The following is a 19,314-nucleotide window of genomic DNA, read 5'->3' as shown; positions in this document are numbered from 1 at the left end:
CACCATGAGCGACGACGCCCCCACCACCGAGGCCGGCAGGATCCCGAACAAGGGCAAGCTGGCGAAGGACCTTAACGAGGTCATCCGCTACACGCTGTGGTCCGTCTTCAAGCTGAAGGACGTGCTCCCCGACGACCGCGCGGGGTACGCCGACGAGGTCCAGGAGCTGTTCGACCAGCTCGCCGCCAAGGACGTGACGGTCCGCGGCACGTACGACGTGTCCGGTCTGCGCGCCGACGCCGACCTCATGATCTGGTGGCACGCCGAGACCGCCGACCAGCTCCAGGAGGCGTACAACCTGTTCCGCCGCACCCGGCTGGGCCGCGCACTGGAGCCGGTCTGGTCGAACATGGCGCTGCACCGCCCCGCCGAGTTCAACCGCTCGCACATTCCGGCGTTCCTGGCCGACGAGACGCCCCGCGACTACATCAGCGTCTACCCGTTCGTGCGCTCCTACGACTGGTACCTGCTGCCCGACGAGGACCGCCGTCGCATGCTCGCCGACCACGGCAAGATGGCCCGCGGCTACCCGGACGTCCGTGCCAACACGGTCGCCTCGTTCTCGCTCGGCGACTACGAGTGGATCCTGGCCTTCGAGGCCGACGAGCTGTACCGCATCGTCGACCTCATGCGTCATCTGCGGGCCTCGGAGGCCCGGATGCACGTCCGCGAGGAGGTCCCGTTCTACACGGGCCGGCGCAAGGACGTCGCGGAGCTGGTCGCGGGCCTGGCCTGATCAGCGCTTCGGGCGCGCGGCCCGCTCCGCGGAGCGGGCCGCCGGCCCGGGCCCGGCCGGCTTCGGCTCGGCCTGCTTCGGTGCGGTCGGCTTCGGCTGCGCATGCGCTGCGCAGGCCGCGCGCCGCGTGGGAAGCCGGCCCTCCAGCAGGTACGCGTCGAGGTGGCCGTTGACGCACCGGTTCGGGCCGCCCCCGATGCCGTGCGTACCCGAGTCCCGCTCGGTCACCAGCACCGAACCGGTCAGCCGCCGGTGCATCTCAAGGGCCCCGTCGTAGGGCGCGGCGGCGTCCCGCTCCGCGGCCAGGATCAGCGTCGGCGGCAGCTCGCCCGGCCCGGTCCGTACATCGAGCGGCTCCTGCCGGGGCGCCGGCCAGTACGCGCACGGCAGGTTCGCCCACACGTTGTCCCAGGTCTCGAACGGCGCGACCCGCGCGAGCCGCGTGTTGTCGCGGTCCCACACCTTCCAGTCCGTCGGCCACGGCCCGTCGTTGCACTCCACCGCCGTGTACACGGCGTTCGAGTTCTCCGCCTCCTCGGCGGCCTCCTGCACCGGCCCGGCCTGCGCGATGAGCTGCTTCGGGTCGCCCTTCAGGTACTCCGACAGCGCCTGCGCCCGAGCCGGCCAGTAGTCGTCGTAGTAACCGGCCTGCAGGAACGCGCCCTGGAGCTGACCCGGCCCCACCTTCCCGCCGGCCGGCTCCGCGGCCAGCCGCGCCCGCGCCCGCTCATAGCTGTCCAGCACCGCCTGAGCCGTGCCGCCGAGGTCGTACACGTCGTCGTGCCGTGCGATCCACTCCCGGAAGTCCGTCCAGCGGCTCTCGAACGCCGCCGACTGGTCGAGGTTGTTGCGGTACCAGATCTGCGCCGGGTCCGGGTTCACCGCCGCGTCGAACACCATCCGCCGCACGTGCGAGGGGAACAGGGTCGCGTACACCGCCCCGAAGTAGGTGCCGTACGACGCTCCCATGAACGTCAGTCGCTCTTCGCCCAGCGCGGCGCGCAGCACGTCCAGGTCTCGGGCGTTGTTGAGGGAGTTGAAGTGCCGCAGGCCGTTGCCCGACCGTTTGGCGCACCCTTGCGCGTACGCCTTCGCCTGCGCGATGCGCTCCCGCTTGTAGGACTCCGAGGGGTGCGTCGGGGCCGGGGAGGGGCCCTTGAAGAACCGCTTGGGGTCCTGACAGGACAGCGGCGCCGAGCGGCCGACCCCGCGCGGGTCGTAGCCGACGAGGTCGTACGCGGCCCCGATGCGCTTCCACTCCGGCAGCAGCCCGATCAGCGGGAAGTACAGGCCGGAGCCGCCCGGGCCGCCCGGATTGAAGACCAGCGCGCCCTGCCGGGGCACCCGGTGCTTGCTGTTGTGCGGGTCCCGGTGGGTGGCCTGCACCCGGCTGACGGTCAGGTCGATCTGCTTGCCGTTCGGCCGTGCGTAGTCCAGCGGGACGGCGACCGTGCCGCACTGCATGGTGCCGGGCAGGTCCTGTGCGTCGGAGCACTTCCCGAAGTCGACGCCCCTCACCGCGGCCCGCGCGGCGGCGAGCGCGACGCCGGGCGTGACGGACCGCGCGGAGGCGGACAGGACGGGAGCGGACAGGTCGGGGGCGCTCGGGACGCCGCCCGCCGGGACGGCGGAGAGGGCGGTCAGCAGCAGGGCTCCTGCGGCCGAGTGGAGGGCGGCGGCTCTCATCGGGGTCCCTTCGGTGCACGGCGGCGACAAAAGGGAAGTTTGGTTCGGCCTCGGGGGAAGGCAAGCACCGACGGCGGGTGTCGGCGTCAATGCCCCTTGTGCGCCCCCCGGTGGTCCAGCGCGCCCCGCTTGAGTGATCCCTCCCCGGGAGTTTCCGCCCGGGAGCCCTGCCCGAGCGGAGCGCCGTCTCAGTCGCGCCCGTACAGCCCGTAGTACCCGTAGGACCCGTACTGGCCGCGATGTGCGAAGGCCGCCCGCAGGTCCGGTTCGCCGACCGCGCGGATCCCGCGTACGGCCACGGTGGTCAGATACGTACGCTCGTCCGCCGCGCTCCCCGCGTGCCGGGCCAGCGCGCCCAGCAGCCGCTGGCCGGCCGGGGAGGCCCAGCGCGAGTACGGATGCGCCTCCACCCGCGCTGTCGCCAGGCAGCTCAGGGTGAGGGCGAGGGGCAGCGCGAACCAGAGGGCGACGAGGTTGCGGGGCATCTCCGGGGCGGCGGGGAGCAGCAGCGCGGTGGCGCCCAGCGCGAGGACGACCACGGCGGCGACCCGCACCCGCCGCACCCCGGCCGCGACCGTCGTACGGGCCCCGTCGGGCACCGCGAGGCCCGCGTCGACCAGCCGGTCGGCGAGGCCGCCCACCGCGTCCGCGGCCGCCGCCGCGGCCCGCACCGGGGCGATGGGTGACTGCCCCTCGGGCCCTATGGCCCCGATGACCGACCGTTCCATCTCGTCGCGCCCGCGCGGGTCCACGACGGTCGCCCAGCCGGTGTGGGCGAGCAGCAGCCGCCGCTGGCGCGCCATGGAGACCATGGTCAGGTCGGCGACCCGGCCCGGGCCGCCGGACAGGAAGGCCGCCTCGTACAGCGTCAGATCATGTCCGCGGCCCGCGTTCGCGTCCACGCTCGCCGCACGGGCGGCGGCCAGACACAGCCGTGTGCACGCCGCGCCCGCGACGGCCCATGCCAGCAGCAGGAGAAGCACCCAGACCATGCCGCGTTTCTATGCCATCCGCACCGGGAAACGCCATGCCCCGTTCACGATCCGGAACGGGTGTTGTGGGTATGTGACGTTCCGCTTGCCTTCGTCCCGGGCGGCTCAGGAGCCGGGTGGCGGGCTGGCCGCGGCCGGCGGGAGCGTGTACGTGGGTTGCGGCGACGCCGTGAGCGGCACGACCGGTCCGGGATCGGCCGTGGGGCCCGGCGGCCCGGGGGAGTTGGTGAGCGGCGGCGTGCTGTCGGCCGCCAGGTCGCGGGCGAGGGCGTCGTAGTCGACGTACCCGGTGGCCTCGAGGATCTTGATGTGGTCCAGCACGGTGGTGTTGGCGTCGTCGGCGAGCTCACGCACCAGCGAGTTGCGCGTGCTGGCCCGTACCTGCGCGACGACGGAGAACACCCGGCCGTGCGCGAGGCGCAGGATGTTGGCGAACTTCCAGTCGTACTGCTGCCCCTGCGCCGCGTTCAGCTCCGCCAGCCAGCCCTTCTGCTGGTCGTTGGGCTCGTTCGGCAGCGCGAGGCCCAATTGGGAGGCGACGGTGCGCACCCGCTCGTCCAGGAAGGCGTGCCCCTCGACCAGATGCCGGCCCGCCGTCCGTACGGCCTCGGTCGTGCCCTTCGTCTGCGCCTGCTGGCCGGCGGGCAGTTCCCACAGCCCGGCCAGCCGGACCTTGGTGATGAACTCCCGGTCCAGGGCCGACAGCGGCCCGTACTGCGTCGACACGCTCTGCGCGTTCAGTACGTCCACGCCCGTGCCCGAGCGGTCGGAGTACGACCAGACCGGGAAGGCCAGCGCCGCCAGGGTCGCCGCCAGGCACGTGATGATCAGCCCGGTGCCACTGAAGATGCCTCTGCCCTTGATCGGGGGTCGCGGGCGCATGGCGCCTCCTGCTCACGGCACTGCACGCAAGTGCACATCGGTTGCGGGACTGGCATGTTACTGCGCCTGCTCTGCCAACTGCCGTACGGGGGCGAAGAGTTACATCACGGGCATCTCGGATGAAAAGGGAGGGCGAGGAGAGGGTTCAAAGGTGAGAGAACTGGTGGAAAACGTCTGTGGAAACGTTGTTGCGCGCGAAGAGCGCGGTCGGGTGTTAAACCCGGCACATTCGGGGCTGCGCTTCGGCCGGTTCCCGTCACCGCCGGATCAACGACCGTCCCATCCGGCTCACCTGCCCCAACCGAGACTTCTGCCTCGGCGCCGGGCCCGAGCGGTCCAGCCACCAACGGCGTAGTTCGCGGCGGGCGCGGCCTTCCGGCGACCGTCCGTCCAGGAGCATCTGCTCGGCGAAGTCGAGAGCGTCCTGCCGGTATCCGCCGTGCATCGGATGCCGCTGCGCGTACGCGACGAAAGCGGCCCGGTAACCGTTTCCGAGGATCAGCGGCAACTCCGGCGCGACCTTCGCCACCACATCGGCCCGCTTCGCCGCCAGCGCCCGGGCCTGTACGCCGAGTCGCACCCGGTCGAAGCCCTCGGGGACCGGCGTCCCCGCGACCAGCGCCGACAGCAGGGCCGCCTGGGCGAGACCGAGGCGCTGACGGGTCGGCCCGTCGGGGCCGATGGCGCCGGCGCTGGTGCGGGTGGGGGCGACGGCCTCGGCGTCGCAGGTCGCGCCACGCAGCGCCGCACCGCTCTCGACGGCCTCCCGGATCGCGCCCAATTCCCGCTCCAGCTCGGCCGGTTCGGGGAAGTTCTCGTCCCGCTCCAACAGCACGCCCGGCGGCGACACCCTGGAGGCGAGGTCGGTCAGGATGTCGAGGACCGGGCGGGTCACCGGGTGCGCGTGACTGTCGTGCCAGACGCCGTCCCGCTCGAAGCCGCCCGCGACATGGACGTAGGCGATGGCCTCCAGGGGCAGCTCCGCGAGCGCCTTCGCGGGATCCTCGCCGCGGTTGACGTGGTTGGTGTGCAGATTGGCCACGTCGACGAGCAGCCGAACCCCGGTGCGGTCGGCCAGGTCGTACAGGAACTGTCCCTCCGTCATCTCCTCGCCCGGCCAGGCGACGAGCGCGGCGATGTTCTCGACGGCGAGCGGCACGGGCAGCGCGTCCTGCGCGATGCGCACGTTCTCGCACAGCACGTCGAGGGCGTCCCGGGTGCGCGGCACGGGCAGCAGATGCCCGGCCTCCAGCCGTGGGGACGCCGTCAGCGGGCCGCCCGCGCGGACGAACGCGATGTGCTCGGTGACCAGCGGCGCGCCCAGCGCCTCGGCCCGCTCGGCGAGTGCGGTCAGCCGCCCCCGGTCGGGCCGCTCCGCATCGCCGAGCCCGAGCGAGACGCCGTGCGGGATCACGGTGACCCCGCGCTCGCGCAGCCGCAGCAGGGAGTCGGGCAGCTGCCCGGGACACACGTTCTCGGCGACGGCCTCGACCCAGTCGATGCCCGGCATCCGCTCCACGGCGTCCGCGATCTCCGGTCGCCAGCCGATCCCCGTCCCCAGTCGCATCATGGTCCCCGCCTCCTCCGTGCCCCCTGCGTGGTGACGGTGGTATCGCCCCGCCACCGCAACTCGAACCGCCCGCCGCCCTCCTTCAGAGCAACATTTGAGGTTCGCGTCGTCGGGGCGGCGGGCCGACGGCTGCCGGGCAGGCGGGTCGTCCGGCAGACGCGTCAGCGGGCCCTCAGGGCCGGATGGTCGGCGACCACCGTGCAGCTGCCCGGCGCGATCTCGGTGAAGCCGGCATCCCTGACCAGCGGCAGCCCGCTCGCCGTCAGGTCACGCCACCGCTCCGGGGCCGCGGTCCGGACAGCAAGCGGGAAACCGGTTTCACGCCAGGCGGCCCGCTCCTCGTCCGACAGCTCCCACCAGGCGAGCTGCGCGCCGTGTCCGGCCTGCGCCATCCCCTTCCCCGCCGACATCTCCACCTCCGGACTCATCCACAGCACGACGGTGCCCGGCTCGACGTCCGCAGGCGGCTCGGGATCGTCGAGATCGGTTCCGGAAACCTGAAGCTTCGCCAGTTCCTTCGGCCACCCGTCCAACGGCACAGGGGGAAACACCCGCACCTCCGCCGACTTCCCCGTGACGGTGATCCCCGGCAGCTCCCCGGCCCGCCGCCACTCGGCTCCCCGGGCCCGCCGCACCACCTTGCGAATCCGGGCGTCCTGCCAGTCCCGCATGACCTGCGCCCACTCCCCGTCCCCGACGGAGCGCTCGTCGCCGAGCAGGACGAGCACGGCACGGGCAGCCGTCTCGAGAGCGTCGGTACGGGCGGGCGGCGCGGATTTCTCTATCCGCACGACGAGGGGCAACACGAACTGCGGAGCCTGGTCACGAGGGTTCGGCTCGGTCTGAAAGGGACTCTCACTCACAGGCGCAGGCTACTGGACCGGTACGAGAGGATGCCCTTCATGGAACGCGATCTACGTCTGGAGAGTGTGGGCCGCCGCTACGGCTTACGCGGCCCGTGGGTCCTGCGCGAGGTGAACCTGGGACTGACCCCCGCCACCCTCACCCGGATCGAGGGGCCCAACGGCACCGGCAAGTCCACTCTCCTGCGCCTTCTTGCCCGAATCGACGCCCCGACGGAGGGCAGACTCACCGGCCGCCCCCGCACCGCGTACGTCCCCGAACGCTTCCCCGCCGCCCTCCCTTTCACCGCCGTCGGCTACCTCACCCACCTCGGCGCCGTGCACGGTCTGTCCCGTACCTCGGCCGAGCGCGCCGCGGCCGACTGGCTCGACCGCTTCGACGCCACCGCCCACGCCCACACCCCCATGACCCGCCTGTCGAAGGGCAGCAGCCAGAAGGTCGCCGTGGCCCAGGCGCTGCTCGCCGAACCGGAGCTGCTGATCCTGGACGAGGCGTGGACCGGCCTGGACACGGACGCGCGGGCCGAACTCGAGCGGGCGGTCGCCGAGCGGACGGCCGCCGGAGCGGCAGTCGTCTTCGTCGACCACGACCCCCGCCGCCTCGCCGGCGCCACGGACGCCGTGTACACGGTTCGCGACGGCACCCTCCACGGTCGTCGCACCGACGAGGAGCCGGCCGCCGTCCCCGACGGCCCGCACATGACCGTCGAGGTGCACGGCCCGGCCGCCCCGCTCCCCCCGGAAGCCCTTCGCCTGGCCACCGCCGCCGAGGAGACGGCCGACCGCACCCACCGGCTCACCGTCCCCGTCTCCCACTCCGACGTCCTGCTCCGAGCCCTGCTGACCGCCGGCCCGCCGTGGCACGTGGTGAGCGTCCGGCAGGACGAGAGCCGCCGATGACCGCCCTGCTGCGCTACCAGACCGCCCTGCTCGTGCGCTCGCAGCGCTGGCTGCCCCCGTTCCTCCTCTACGCCGTCTTCCTGGGCATCGGGGTGCAGGGCGGCCAGCCGCTGCTGGACTCGCTCGGCTACACCGCCGCGTTCCTGCTCCCCGTGGCCGCCTGGCTGGTGCGGATCTGCGTGTCCAACGAGCCCCCGGCGGCCCGCACCGTCGTCGCGGCGGCGGTCGGGCCCGCACGGGCGCATCTGGCCTGTGTCCTGGTCGCGCTGGCCGGGGCCGCGCTGCTCGGTACGACGGCGACAGCGCTCGTCACGTTCATCAGCGACCCGGTCGGCAGCGACCGCCACAAGCGCGTCCCCGTCCTCGAAGCCGCCGGCGCCGGCCTGCTCGCCGTCCTGACCTGCGCGCTGCTCGGCGTGGCCGTCGGCGCGCTCACCGCCTGGCCCGTACTGCGCTCACCCGGCCGTGCGGTGCCCGCGCTGCTGCTGGCAGCCCTGCTGGCGCTGGTGGCAACCGGTTCCCCGGCCCATGCGGCGGTCAGCGGTCTGGTCGACGGCTCCCACTCGGCGACGGTCCACGTGCCGATCCTGCCGCTGGTCGCCGCCGCCGTGCTGAGCGCTGCCGCCATCGCCGCGGCCTGCGCGCTCACGTCCCGCCGGTCGCCCTGACTCGGGTGAGCACGCAGGGTAACCGGTTACGCACGTTGTCCGGGTAACCGGTCACCCCGAGCAGGCCGTCCGTTGCGCCTCCTGCCACTCGCACACCGGGCACAGCGTGATCCCCTTGTACGACTCCGGATACTCCGTCTGCCTGCGGCACAACACGCAGTCCGCATACGGCGGCCCCTCGGCCCTGGGCGGTGTGGTCGCGTCGATCAGGCAGTACTCCCGATCCCGGTCGTACTCCCGGTCGCCGGCGTCGTCACTCATGCCTCCAGCGTACGAAAGCCTTTCCGGTTCAGGGTGTCGGCGTACCCGGCTCACCGTCGGCGCACGTGACTCACCGCCGTCCGCTCCCCGTTCCGATCAGCTCGGACACCTTCACGAACCGGTATCCCTGCCGGCGCAGCTCCGGCACGATCGTGCGCACCGCCCGCTCGGTCGTCGGGGCCGCGCTGCGGGTGCAGTGCATGACGACCACCGACCCGGGTTTCACACCCTCCAGCACCTGCCGGGCGACCGCGTCCGCGTCCGTCGCGAAGGCGTCCCCGCCGACCACGTCCCACTGGACCGCGGTCACGCCGGTGCCGCTCACCGCGCGCAGCGCTCGCTTGTCGTAACAGCCGCCGGGGAAACGGAAGTAGGGCATCGCGTCGGGCACGCCGGCCGTGCGGAACGCCGTGTACGCCCGCTCCACGTCCGCCCGCATCCGGCTCTCGGGGACGGTCGGCAGGCCGTAGCAGTCGCCGGTGAAGGCGTAGTGACTGTAGGAGTGGTTGGCGACCTCGAACCGGGGATCGCGGCCGATGGAACGGGCCTGGTCCGGGTACTCCTCGGCCCAGCGGCCGGTCATGAACACGGTGGCCGGGACCTTCAGCGCCCGCAGCGCCGCGATCAGCCCCGGGTTGTCGAAGTGCTCGCCCGCCGCCGCCCGGGCCCCCTGGTCGGCGGTCATGTCGGCGTCGAAGGTGAGGGCGACGGTCCGGTCGGCGGTGCGGGGCGCGTGATGGAAGACGGGGGTGAGACCGGCCGGGCCGGGAGCCAGCGTCGGGGGCCGCGAGGGGACGGCGGAGGGGACGGCGGAGGTGTGGGCGGGCGCGGCGGGGCGCGGGGCCTTCGGTTGCCGAGGAGCACCGCAGGCGGTGAGCGTGAGAGCGCCGAGGGCGGCACCGAGGGCACAGAGAGCGGTGAGGCGGCGCACGGGAGGGATCATCGTATGAAGTTATGGGATGCGCCTCATGGCCCATGTGGATGTATGACCGTGCCTCCGTCGGCGTCACCCGCCCGGCTCCCGCGCGCTCGGCCCACCGAAACGCAATCCGGAACCGAAACGCACCTCCGAATCTGCATCGGAACCGGTTTCTGAATCTGCATCCGAACCGGTGTCCGAAACCGAATCCGAAGCGGTATCCGGGACTAACGCCGCCACGGTCCCGTGATCGCGAAGGTCGTTCCGGGGGTGTAGCAGTTGACGTACATGGTCCTGCCGTCGGGGGAGAAGGCGACGCCGGCGAACTCGCCCCACTCGGGGGCCTCGGGCGTCCCGATGTTCTGTCGGCCCCGCGCCATCGCGTACACCTCGCCGGCCCGGGTCACGCCGAAGACGTGCTGGGCGCCGTTGCCGTCCTCGCAGACCATCAGGCCGCCGCCCGCAGCGAGGCAGATGTTGTCCGGGGACTCGCCGGGGAGCCGGACGTCGGTGTCCGGGCCGAAGACGATGACGAGGGCGAGGCGGCGGCGCTGCGGGTCGTAGCGCCAGATCTGGCCGAAGTGGTCGGCCGCCGAGCCGTCCGCGCCGCGCGCGAACGACGAGACGAAGTACACGCACCGCCCGCCCCAGTAACAGCCCTCCAGCTTCTGGGCGTGCGTGATGCCCTTGGGGCCGAAGTCCTGTAGACGGACCGGGGTTTCGGCGGCGAGCGGATCCGGTACGTCCACCCACTCGATGCCCTCGAAGACGGCCCCCGTGTCCTGGATGGAGGACAGGTCCGGCACGCCGGGGACGCGCATCGCCTGGAGCCTGCCGCCCGCGCGCAGCGAGCCCACCCCACCCAGCGGTTTCTCCGGCAGGAAACGGTAGAAAAGGCCGAACGGCTCGAGGAACGCGTCCTCCGTTTCGTAAACGGTTCCGTTGTGCGGATCGACAGCGATCGCCTCGTGCTGGAAACGGCCCATCGCGGTCAGCGGGACGGCCCCGGTGCGGCGCGGGTCGGACGGGTCGACCTCGAAGATGAAACCGTGGTCCTTGCTGTAACCGTTTATGCCGGCTTTGTCCTCGGTCTCCTCGCAGGTCAGCCAGGTGTGCCACGGAGTGGGCCCGCCCGCGCAGTTGACGGCCGTACCGGCGATGGCTACCCGCTCCGAGAGCACCTTGTTCCGGGAGTCCAGGGTCAGGGCCGTACAACCGCCCTTGCCCGCAGGGTCGTAGGTCAGGCCCTTGACCGTGGGGACGGGGAGCGCCGCGGTGGGGCGGTTCTCGTGGTTGCGGACCAGGTGGACCCGACCGCCGCGGCCGGGGAGGGCCGTCATACCGTCGTGGTGGGAGGGCACCGGGCCCTCGCCGGAGCGCAGCGGATCGCCCTCGCGGGAGAGGACCCGGTAGCGGAAGCCCTCGGGGAGGTCGAGCAGACCGTCCGGGTCCGGTACGAGGGGGCCGTAGCCGTCGTGGCCGAGTTTCTGCGGGGTCGCGTTCGCGGTGCCGGTGAAGAGGTCGGAGAGGGCACCGGTGAACGAGATGCCCACCCCTGCTCCGACTCCCATGACACCGGTGCCGGCGAGGATCTGACGTCGTGTCGCAGACATGGGGAAAACCTTCCTGCTGGCGGACAGGAACTGTGATCCCGCTGTGTCTATCACCCGGAGCGCGCCTCAGGAACCACGCATGGCGCACGTGTCACTCGTCGACGGCGTTCGGCGGCGCCTGAGGCGGCGCCTCGGGAAGTGGCTGAGGCGGTGACGGCGCAGACGGGGGAGGTGGTGGCGGGGGCGGCTGCTGCTGAGGGTGCTGTGGGAGCGGTTGCTGGGCCTTTTCCAGGAAGCGCAGCAGTTCCACCGGGAACGGCAGGACGAGCGTGGAGTTCTTCTCGGCGGCGACCGCCACCACCGTCTGGAGCAGCCGCAGCTGGAGGGCGGCGGGCTGCTCGGACATCTCCTTCGCCGCCTCGGCGAGCTTCTTCGACGCCTGGAGCTCGGCGTCGGCGTTGATGATCCGCGCCCGGCGCTCACGGTCCGCCTCGGCCTGGCGGGCCATCGAGCGCTTCATGGTGTCCGGCAGGGACACGTCCTTGATCTCGACCCGGTCGATCTGCACGCCCCAGCCGATGGCCGGACTGTCGATCATCAGCTCCAGGCCCTCGTTGAGCTTCTCCCGGTTCGACAGCAGGTCGTCCAGCTCGCTCTTGCCGATGATCGAACGCAGCGAGGTCTGAGCCATCTGCGAGACGGCGAAACGGTAGTCCTCGACGTTGATCGTCGCGGCCGCCGCGTCCACCACCCGGAAGTACACGACCGCGTCGACCCGCACGGTCACGTTGTCGCGGGTGATGCCCTCCTGGGCGGGAATGGGCATCGTCACGATCTGGAGGTTGACCTTGCGCAGCCGGTCCACGGCCGGGATGACCAGGGTGAACCCGGGCGGGCGGACGTCGCCGTGCAGCCGGCCGAGCCGGAGGACCACCCCGCGCTCGTACTGCTTGACGACCCGGGCGGCCGCCCCGAGATACACGAGGCCTCCGGCGGCGACCGCCGCGGCCGCGCCCAGCAGCTCCTCGAGCATGACGACCTCCTCAGCAAGAGGTCCGTAAAGGCTGTTCTGCCAGTTTCTGTCTATCTCTGTAACGATATGCCCGTCGTCCGGCCCGGGGCCACGCCCCGGGTCCCCCCGGGGCCACGCCCCGGGTCCCGGGCCGGACGACGAGCTGCGCGGCTACACGGTCGTCACCGGTTCCGTGACCTTCACCGGCTCCGTGCCGACCGCGCTGTGCCGTTCCGCCCAGGTCTCCAGGGCCGAGCGGCAGGCGTGGTCGAGGTGGTGCAGGCCCGAGAGGTCCAGTTCGACCGGGCGGTCCTGCGGGAGGGCCTCCAGGCTGTCGAGGATCTTCGGCAGCCGCAGGAAGGTCGCGTTGCCCGACAGATGGGCCTGGACCGGCCCGGCGCCCTTGTCGACGATCTCCATCCTGAGGTGCGAGGCCTCCCAGGCCGTCTTGGCGACGGCCAGCGCGAGACCGATGAGCACGCCCTCGAACATGCTGACCGCGACGATCGACACGGCCGTGGCGACCAGGATCAGCGCCTCGCCGCGGTGCTCACGCCACAGCCCGACGATCGCCCGCACGGGCACGAGCTTGGCGCCCGCGTGGACGAGGATGCCGGCCAGCGCCGGGATGGGGATGTAGGCCAGCGCGTCCGGCAGCAGGGCCGCGAAGAGCAGCAGCCACACGCCGTGCAGCACGCGGGACGCCTTGGTGCGCGCGCCCGCCTGCACGTTGGCCGCGCTGCGCACGATCACCGCGGTCATCGGCAGTGCGCCGAGCATCCCGCAGAGCGCGTTGCCCGCGCCCTGGGCCATCAGTTCCTTGTCGTACTCGGTGCGCGGGCCGTCGTGCAGCCGGTCCACCGCCGCCGCGCTGAACAGCGACTCGGCGGACGCGATCAGGGTGAAGGCGACGATCGTGCCGAGCAGGCCGATATGCGCCAGCTCGCCGAAGGAGCCGAGCGGCGGGGGCTGGACGGCGCCGAGGAGGCCCTGCACCTCGACGGTGGCCACGGGCAGGTCCAGCAGCAGGGCGGCGAGCGTCGCCAGGCCCACCGCGGCGAGCGGGCCGGGCACCGTGCGCACCTTTTTCGGCAACCGTTTCCACAGCACGAGTACCACGACGGTGCCGACGCCGAGCGCGAGCGAGGCCGACGCGGCGGCACGGCCGGTCGCGTCCACGAACGCCTCGGGCAGCCCGGCGATCTTCTCCAGACCGGATGCCGGCGCCTTGGCGCCGACCACCGAGTACAGCTGACCGGCGATCAGCACCAGGCCGATTCCGGCCAGCATGCCCTCGACGACCGAGACCGAGATGGCCCGGAAGTAGCGGCCCAGCTTCAGGGCGCCCATGGCGAGTTGCAGCGCGCCCGTCGCGAGGACGATCACTCCGAGGGCGGGCAGGCCGAACTCCTGCACCGCCTCGAAGACCAGCACGGTCAGTCCGGCCGCGGGACCGGACACCTGGAGGCTGCTGCCCCGCATCAGCCCGGTGACGAGGCCGCCGACGATGCCGGTGACGAGCCCGAGCTCGGCCGGCACGCCGGAGGCCACGGCCACGCCCACGCACAGCGGGAGCGCGACCAGGAAGACGACGAGCGAGGCGGCGAAGTCCTGCTTGAGGTGGGGGAACCCGGACATGCGCGGGGATGTGCGGCGGGATATTCGCCGGGAGGTGTTCTGGTTCATCGGGGCGCTCACAGGGCTTCGAAACCGTCGGTGTCCACGCGGTGTTCGCGTACGGCGCCGGTGTGCACCTCGTAGTACCAGCCGCGTACCCGCAGCCGGCCGTCGGTCAGCCGCTTCTCCACGCAGGGGTAGGACCGCAGCCGCAGCAGCTGGGCGAGCACATGGTTCTGCACCGCCCGCATGACCGTCGGGTCGTCGGGATCGGCGGCCCCCGGTTCGTCCGCGGCGTGGGCGAGCCAGTCGCGTACGGCGGGGACGCCGTCGAGGTCGTCGCCGCGCACCAGCGCGCCGACTGCGCCGCAGTGCGAGTGGCCGCAGACCACGATGTCCTGGACGCCGAGGACCTCCACGGCGTACTCGATGGTGGCCGCCTCGCCGGTGGGGCGGGCGGAGCTGTACGGGGGCACGATGTTGCCCGCGGTGCGCAGCTCGAAGAGCTCGCCGGGGCGGGCGCCCGTGATCAGGGCGGGCACGACCCGCGAGTCGGAGCAGGTGATGAAGAGGACCTGAGGGGACTGGCCTTCGGCGAGCTTGGCGAACTCCTCAGGGCGCTGTCCGAACGTACGGGCGTTGTCGATGAGGGGCTGCATGACGTGGTGACTCCTCCTGGCGCGCAGTGGGGGCGCGTCGGATGTGCAGGACACAGGACGGACGCACAGCGCAGGTGCACAGAAGCACGTGTGCAGGAACAGATGCGCAGGAACAGGTGCGCAGGAACGGCTGTGCAGGGCTGTGCAGGACACAGGACAGGTGGGGGAACTGCTGTTCTGCTCCGCTCTCTCAGCAGCGGAAGACCTGAAGTGCCGCCGGAGAGTGCGCAGTCGGGGGTCTCGACCCGCGGTCGTACGGTTCGGCCGGCCGGGTCGGCTGATGCGCCGCCGCCGGGTCCAGCGCCAGCAGTGCGCGCTCGGGCTCCTGGGGAGCGGGGGCGGCGCAGAGCGCGGCGCGGTGGCGGTCGCGGGAGCGCAGCGGATCGGCGGGACCGCCGGACTGGTCGCAGCCACGGACGGTGACGAACTCGTCGCGTACGGGCTTGCCCGAGGGTTTGAATCCGGGCTGAGCCTTGGCCTCGACCTGACGCACGGTGTGCGCGGATGCGAACGAGGAGGCCGGTGTGAAGAACGGAAGGGCCAGCAGAACGGCGGCGACGAGCGCGAAGGCGGCCGTGGCCGTCCTACCTCGGAACATGCGCCCCCCTCCCGGCACTCTCTCCTCTAGTCCAGACCAACGGTTGGTCAATGACTGGTCAAGAAGCACGGTAGCCCTGCAAAGTTGTTTGCAGGGTTAACTGAGCGTTTCGAAAAGAAGTGCGCCTCAAAAGAGGGGGTGATCTGGCGCGAACCGACTCTTGACCTGAGCTGTGACGATCCGTTAGTGTGGTTCGACGAGCCGTTTGGCGTCGCGGGCCAGCGCGGTGAGCCGGGAGATCGCCCGGAAGTACTTCTTCCGGTAGCCGCCGTTCAGCATCTCCTCGCTGAACAACCGGTCGAAGGGGAGCCCGGAGGCCAGGACCGGGACCTCACGGTCGTAGAGCCGGTCGGCCAGGACCACCAGCCTGAGGGCCGTGGACTGGTCGGGCACCGGCGCCACATCCGTGAGACAGACCGCCTTCAAGCCGTCCGTCAGCGCGCCGTAACGGCTCGGGTGGACCTTGGCGAGGTGTTCCAGCAGGTGCGGGAAGTCGTCGAGCGAGGCGCCCTCGGTGGCGTACGCCGCCTTCGTCACCTCTTCGTCCGAGTGCGGCGCCGGCGCCTCGGGCAGGCCGCGGTGGCGGTAGTCCTCGCCGTCGATGCGCAGCGCGCGGAAGTGCGCCGACAGGCCCTGGATCTCGCGCAGGAAGTCGGCGGACGCGAACCGGCCCTCGCCCAGCTTGCCGGGCAGGGTGTTGGAGGTGGCGGCGAGCGCGACGCCGGCGTCGACCAGCTTGCCGAGCAGCGTCGAGACGAGAACGGTGTCGCCGGGGTCGTCCAGCTCGAACTCGTCGATGCACAGCAGGCGGTGTCCGGAGAGCGTCCGCACCGTCTGCTGGAAGCCGAGGGCGCCGACGAGGTTGGTCAGCTCGACGAAGGTGCCGAACGCCTTCAGGGCCGGCTCGGCCGGGGTGGCGTGCCACAGGGACGCCAGGAGGTGGGTCTTGCCGACGCCGTAGCCACCGTCGAGGTAGACGCCGCGGGGTCCGGCGGGCGCCTTGGGCGCCTTCGCCCTGCCGAAGCCGAGGAACCCCCGTTTGGCGGTGCCCGTGGCGTGCGCCCCGCCCAGTCCGGCCGCGAAGTCGTCCAGGACGCCGACCGCCTCGGTCTGGCTGGGCTGGTTCGGGTCCGGGAGGTAGGTGCTGAAACGGACCGAGTCGAAGCGTGGCGGCGGCACCATCTCGGCGACCAGCCGGTCCGCGGGGACATGCGGCTGACGGGCGCAGAGGGAGACCGGGGCCGCATCGACTATCGGGCTGAGGCCGGGGGCGGGGGAGGAGGACGACACGGTTCCCCATGCTACGGGGCGTGCCAGACTGCCTGGCATGCGACGGCTGTTCCCTGTGACCGACCAGACAGTCCAGACAGTGACGACCGACTCCGGCGGGAGGCCGCCCGGGGGCCCCGGCGCGGGGGGCGGCGAGGGAGGCGGCGAGGGAGGCGGCGCGGGAGGCGGCGAGGCCCAGGACCGTGAGTGGAGCCTCGACGAACTCGCCGAGGCCTACGCCTACCCGGAGCCCGAGTCCGGCGAGCGGCGGGCCTGGCTGCGCGCCAACATGGTGTCCACGCTCGACGGCGGCGCCCAGCACGACGGGCGCTCACAGCCCATCTCCACCGCCGCCGACATGCGGATCTTCGGCACGCTGCGGGGGCTCGCCGACGTGGTGGTCGTCGGCGCGGAAACGGTACGTCTGGAGGGCTACCGCCCCGCACGCGCGCGTGCGGAGTTCGCCGCGCGGCGCGAGGCGGCCGGGCAGGGGCCCGCGCCCGCCGTCGCGGTGGTCACCGCCAGTCTCGACCTGGACTTCTCGTTGCCGCTCTTCACCTCGCCCCTGACGCCCACCCTGCTCCTCACGGGCGCCGCGGCCGCTCCCGACCGGGTCGCGGCCGCGGAGAAGGCGGGGGCCCGGGTGGTGGTCTCCGGAGACGGCACGGGCGTGGAACCGGCCCGGGCCGTGCGGGCTCTGGCCGAGCTCGGGCACACCCGGCTGCTCACCGAGGGCGGGCCCCGGCTGCTGGGGCAGTTCATCGCCGCCGGGGTGCTCGACGAGCTGTGTCTGACCCTCTCCCCGATGCTCGTCGCGGGCGACGCGCAGCGCATCGCGGGCGGACCGTCGGTCGCGGTTCCGCAGCGGTTCGCACTGGCGTCCCTGCTGGAGGAGGAGGGTTTTCTGTTCGGCAGGTACCGGCGACCGTGATGGCGAAATACGTTCGACGATGCCGAAATGAGTTTGATCGATACTGATGGTCCTGAAATCAGCGGAATCAGTGGAATCGACGGAATCGGTCGTTCCGTTTAACTTCCGACGGGCACACTAAATCTCGCAGTCCCCGTGCGAGCACGGGGAAGGATGGTTTCCGCAGGGCCGCGAACGGCCCACGGAGGAGAGAGGGCCACGGGGGTCCTCGAAGGAGAATGGGGCGCTGGTGTTCACAAGCGTTTTGATGATCGAGAAGGCCCTGACGTCCGCCGACGTGGAGTTCGTCAGCACCTTGCACGGGGAGGAGCCGGTCTCCTTCCGCGTGCTGCTCCAGCCGCGGGGCGACCAGGCGGACCGCCTGCTGCGGGCGATCGACGACGTGGCCCTGGGCGAGCTGGACGAGGCGGCGCGCGAGCGTGAGACGCCCGAGGGGGACGACGCCAAGGGGTTCGGCGAGCGGGCCCTGGCGGTGTCCCTGCAGGCGTTGCAGGCGGCGGGCCACGACGCGGCGGGACGGCTCGTCGAGGACCATCCGCTGGACGCGCTGAAGTCCCTGGTGGCGGAGGTCGGGGCGGACGAGGTGATCGTGCTGACCGATCCGCACTACGTGGAGGAGTTCTTCCACCGGGACTGGGCCTCCCGGGCCCGGCACAAGGTGGGGGTGCCGGTGCTCAAGCTGTTCTCGCACAGCAAGGCGTAGGCGGTCACGGGTCGCCGTGCGGTTCCCCGCGCCCCTGGGGAGGTGCGGCGGGCCCGACCCAATAGGCTGGGGCGCGTCCACCGTCGTAGCGCACCCTGGAGACACACGCATGGCACCCGGCCTTCCTACCGCCATGGACCGACCGCACTTCATCGGCATCGGTGGGGCCGGGATGTCGGGGATCGCGAAGATTCTGGCTCAGCGCGGGGCGAAGGTGGCCGGCAGCGACGCCAAGGAGTCGGAGACCGCGGCGGCGCTGCGGGCCCTCGGCGCGACCGTGCACATCGGGCACGCCGCCGAGCACCTGGCCGACGACGCGAGCTGTGTCGTCGTCTCGTCGGCGATCCGCGCGGACAACCCGGAGCTGGCCCGCGCGGCCGAGCTGGGCATCCCGGTGGTCCACCGCTCGGACGCGCTCGCCCGCCTGATGGACGGCCTGCGTCCGATCGCCGTCGCCGGCACGCACGGCAAGACGACCACCACCTCCATGCTGGCCGTGTCGCTGTCCGAGCTCGGTCTGCACCCCTCGTACGCGATCGGCGGCGACCTGGACGCACCCGGTTCCAACGCGCTGCACGGCGAGGGCGAGATCTTCGTCGCCGAGGCGGACGAATCGGACCGCAGCTTCCACAAGTACGCCCCCGAGGTCGCCATCGTCCTCAACGTGGAGCTCGACCACCACGCGAACTACGCCTCGATGGACGAGATCTACGAGTCGTTCGAGACCTTCGCCGGCAAGATCGTGCCCGGCGGCACGCTGGTGATCACCGCCGACCACGAGGGCGCGCGCGAACTGACCCGGCGCGTCCAGGGCGTGCGGGTCGTGACCTACGGAGAGGCCGAGGACGCACGCGTGCGCGTGCTGTCCGTCGTCCCCCAGGGGCTGAAGAGCGAGGTGACCGTCCTGCTGGACGGGCAGGAGCTCACCTTCACCGTCTCGGTGCCCGGCCGCCACTACGCGCACAACGCCGTCGCCGCCCTCGCGGCCGGCGTCGCCCTGGGCGTCCCGGCCGCCGAACTCGCCCCCGCCCTGGCCGCGTACACGGGCGTCAAGCGCCGGCTCCAGCTCAAGGGCGAGGAGGCGGGCGTCCAGGTCATCGACTCCTACGCCCACCACCCGACCGAGATGACGGCCGACCTGGAGGCGATGCGCGCGGCGGTCGGCGACGCCCGCATCCTCGTCGTCTTCCAGCCGCACCTGTTCTCCCGGACGCAGGAGCTCGGCAAGGAGATGGGCGCGTCCCTGGCCCTGGCCGACGCGTCCGTCGTCCTCGACATCTATCCCGCGCGTGAGGACCCGATCCCCGGCGTGACCAGCGAGCTGATCATCGCCGCGGCCCGGGCGGCGGGCGCGGACGTGACGGCCGTCCACGACAAGGACGAGGTGCCGTCCGTGATCGCGGGAATGGCGAAGGCCGGTGATCTCGTTCTCACCATGGGCGCGGGCGACGTGACCGACCTGGGCCCGCGCATTCTGGACCGTCTTTCCCAGTGA

The 19,314-nt window shown here is 72.0% G+C and carries 19 protein-coding genes; 6 read left to right on the top strand and 13 right to left on the bottom strand.

Going from position 1 to position 19,314, the window contains the following annotated elements; genetic code table 11:
- Window positions 1-4: 4 nt before the first annotated feature.
- A complete protein-coding gene (hemQ, locus tag AB0J04_RS19885) occupies window positions 5-736 on the top strand; it encodes a hydrogen peroxide-dependent heme synthase (RefSeq protein WP_363169828.1) in 732 nt (243 codons plus the stop codon).
- On the opposite strand, the gene AB0J04_RS19880 is transcribed toward hemQ, so the two are convergent.
- The 5 genes from AB0J04_RS19880 to AB0J04_RS19860 form a co-directional block, all read right to left on the bottom strand.
- Window positions 737-2,422, bottom strand: coding sequence for an alpha/beta hydrolase (locus AB0J04_RS19880; RefSeq protein WP_363169807.1), 1,686 nt, complete (start codon window positions 2,420-2,422; stop codon window positions 737-739).
- Between the two features lie 188 nt (window positions 2,423-2,610).
- Window positions 2,611-3,414, bottom strand: coding sequence for a TIGR04222 domain-containing membrane protein (locus tag AB0J04_RS19875; protein ID WP_363169806.1), 804 nt, complete (start codon window positions 3,412-3,414; stop codon window positions 2,611-2,613).
- A gap of 105 nt (window positions 3,415-3,519) precedes the next feature.
- Entirely contained in the window at window positions 3,520-4,296 is a 777-nt protein-coding gene (locus AB0J04_RS19870; protein WP_363169805.1) for a DUF4142 domain-containing protein, read from the bottom strand.
- A gap of 256 nt (window positions 4,297-4,552) precedes the next feature.
- Complete coding sequence (locus AB0J04_RS19865) at window positions 4,553-5,866, bottom strand: DUF692 domain-containing protein (RefSeq protein WP_363169803.1); 1,314 nt, start codon at window positions 5,864-5,866, stop codon at window positions 4,553-4,555.
- A 161-nt stretch (window positions 5,867-6,027) separates the two neighbouring features.
- Complete coding sequence (locus tag AB0J04_RS19860; protein WP_363169802.1) at window positions 6,028-6,729, bottom strand: peptidyl-tRNA hydrolase; 702 nt, start codon at window positions 6,727-6,729, stop codon at window positions 6,028-6,030.
- A 39-nt stretch (window positions 6,730-6,768) separates the two neighbouring features.
- Between AB0J04_RS19860 and AB0J04_RS19855 the strand changes: the two genes are divergently transcribed.
- Together AB0J04_RS19855 and AB0J04_RS19850 are read left to right on the top strand one after the other, a co-directional pair.
- Window positions 6,769-7,629, top strand: a complete 861-nt coding sequence (locus tag AB0J04_RS19855) for an ATP-binding cassette domain-containing protein (protein WP_363169801.1) — start codon at window positions 6,769-6,771, stop codon at window positions 7,627-7,629.
- The gene (locus AB0J04_RS19850) at window positions 7,626-8,297 is read left to right on the top strand and encodes an ABC transporter (RefSeq protein WP_363169800.1); all 672 of its coding nucleotides are present in this window, start codon (window positions 7,626-7,628) and stop codon (window positions 8,295-8,297) included. The genes AB0J04_RS19855 and AB0J04_RS19850 overlap by 4 nt, the downstream gene beginning before the upstream one ends.
- 51 nt (window positions 8,298-8,348) lie before the next feature.
- Here the strand turns inward: AB0J04_RS19850 and AB0J04_RS19845 are convergent, their stop codons facing one another.
- The 8 genes from AB0J04_RS19845 to zapE all read right to left on the bottom strand — a co-directional run bounded on the left by AB0J04_RS19845 (window position 8,349) and on the right by zapE (window position 16,206).
- Window positions 8,349-8,558, bottom strand: coding sequence for a hypothetical protein (locus AB0J04_RS19845; RefSeq protein ID WP_363169799.1), 210 nt, complete (start codon window positions 8,556-8,558; stop codon window positions 8,349-8,351).
- A gap of 70 nt (window positions 8,559-8,628) precedes the next feature.
- Window positions 8,629-9,501 (bottom strand): polysaccharide deacetylase family protein, encoded by an 873-nt coding sequence (locus tag AB0J04_RS19840; protein ID WP_363169798.1) that lies wholly within the window; start codon window positions 9,499-9,501, stop codon window positions 8,629-8,631.
- A 203-nt stretch (window positions 9,502-9,704) separates the two neighbouring features.
- Complete coding sequence (locus tag AB0J04_RS19835; RefSeq protein WP_363169796.1) at window positions 9,705-11,090, bottom strand: PhoX family protein; 1,386 nt, start codon at window positions 11,088-11,090, stop codon at window positions 9,705-9,707.
- 91 nt (window positions 11,091-11,181) lie between these two features.
- Window positions 11,182-12,063, bottom strand: a complete 882-nt coding sequence (locus AB0J04_RS19830; protein ID WP_363169795.1) for a slipin family protein — start codon at window positions 12,061-12,063, stop codon at window positions 11,182-11,184.
- A 150-nt stretch (window positions 12,064-12,213) separates the two neighbouring features.
- Complete coding sequence (locus tag AB0J04_RS19825; RefSeq protein ID WP_363169793.1) at window positions 12,214-13,728, bottom strand: SulP family inorganic anion transporter; 1,515 nt, start codon at window positions 13,726-13,728, stop codon at window positions 12,214-12,216.
- A gap of 8 nt (window positions 13,729-13,736) precedes the next feature.
- Window positions 13,737-14,318: a carbonic anhydrase gene (locus AB0J04_RS19820; RefSeq protein WP_363169792.1), complete on the bottom strand. Its 582-nt coding sequence runs from the start codon at window positions 14,316-14,318 to the stop codon at window positions 13,737-13,739.
- 190 nt (window positions 14,319-14,508) lie between these two features.
- Window positions 14,509-14,916 carry a hypothetical protein gene (locus AB0J04_RS19815; RefSeq protein ID WP_363169791.1) on the bottom strand — a complete coding sequence of 136 codons (408 nt, stop codon included), beginning with the start codon at window positions 14,914-14,916 and terminating at the stop codon, window positions 14,509-14,511.
- A gap of 183 nt (window positions 14,917-15,099) precedes the next feature.
- Entirely contained in the window at window positions 15,100-16,206 is a 1,107-nt protein-coding gene (gene zapE, locus AB0J04_RS19810; protein WP_363169790.1) for a cell division protein ZapE, read from the bottom strand.
- A 37-nt stretch (window positions 16,207-16,243) separates the two neighbouring features.
- On the opposite strand from zapE, the gene AB0J04_RS19805 reads away from it, so the two are divergent.
- The 3 genes from AB0J04_RS19805 to murC all read left to right on the top strand — a co-directional run bounded on the left by AB0J04_RS19805 (window position 16,244) and on the right by murC (window position 19,314).
- Window positions 16,244-17,116, top strand: coding sequence for a pyrimidine reductase family protein (locus tag AB0J04_RS19805; protein WP_363169789.1), 873 nt, complete (start codon window positions 16,244-16,246; stop codon window positions 17,114-17,116).
- A 229-nt stretch (window positions 17,117-17,345) separates the two neighbouring features.
- Complete coding sequence (locus AB0J04_RS19800; protein WP_363169788.1) at window positions 17,346-17,819, top strand: indole-3-glycerol phosphate synthase; 474 nt, start codon at window positions 17,346-17,348, stop codon at window positions 17,817-17,819.
- A 109-nt stretch (window positions 17,820-17,928) separates the two neighbouring features.
- Window positions 17,929-19,314, top strand: a complete 1,386-nt coding sequence (murC, locus tag AB0J04_RS19795; protein WP_363169787.1) for a UDP-N-acetylmuramate--L-alanine ligase — start codon at window positions 17,929-17,931, stop codon at window positions 19,312-19,314.

The organism is Streptomyces sp. NPDC050263, assembly GCF_040655955.1.
Lineage (GTDB): Bacteria > Actinomycetota > Actinomycetes > Streptomycetales > Streptomycetaceae > Streptomyces.
This window is presented reverse-complemented; position numbering and strand designations above follow the sequence as displayed.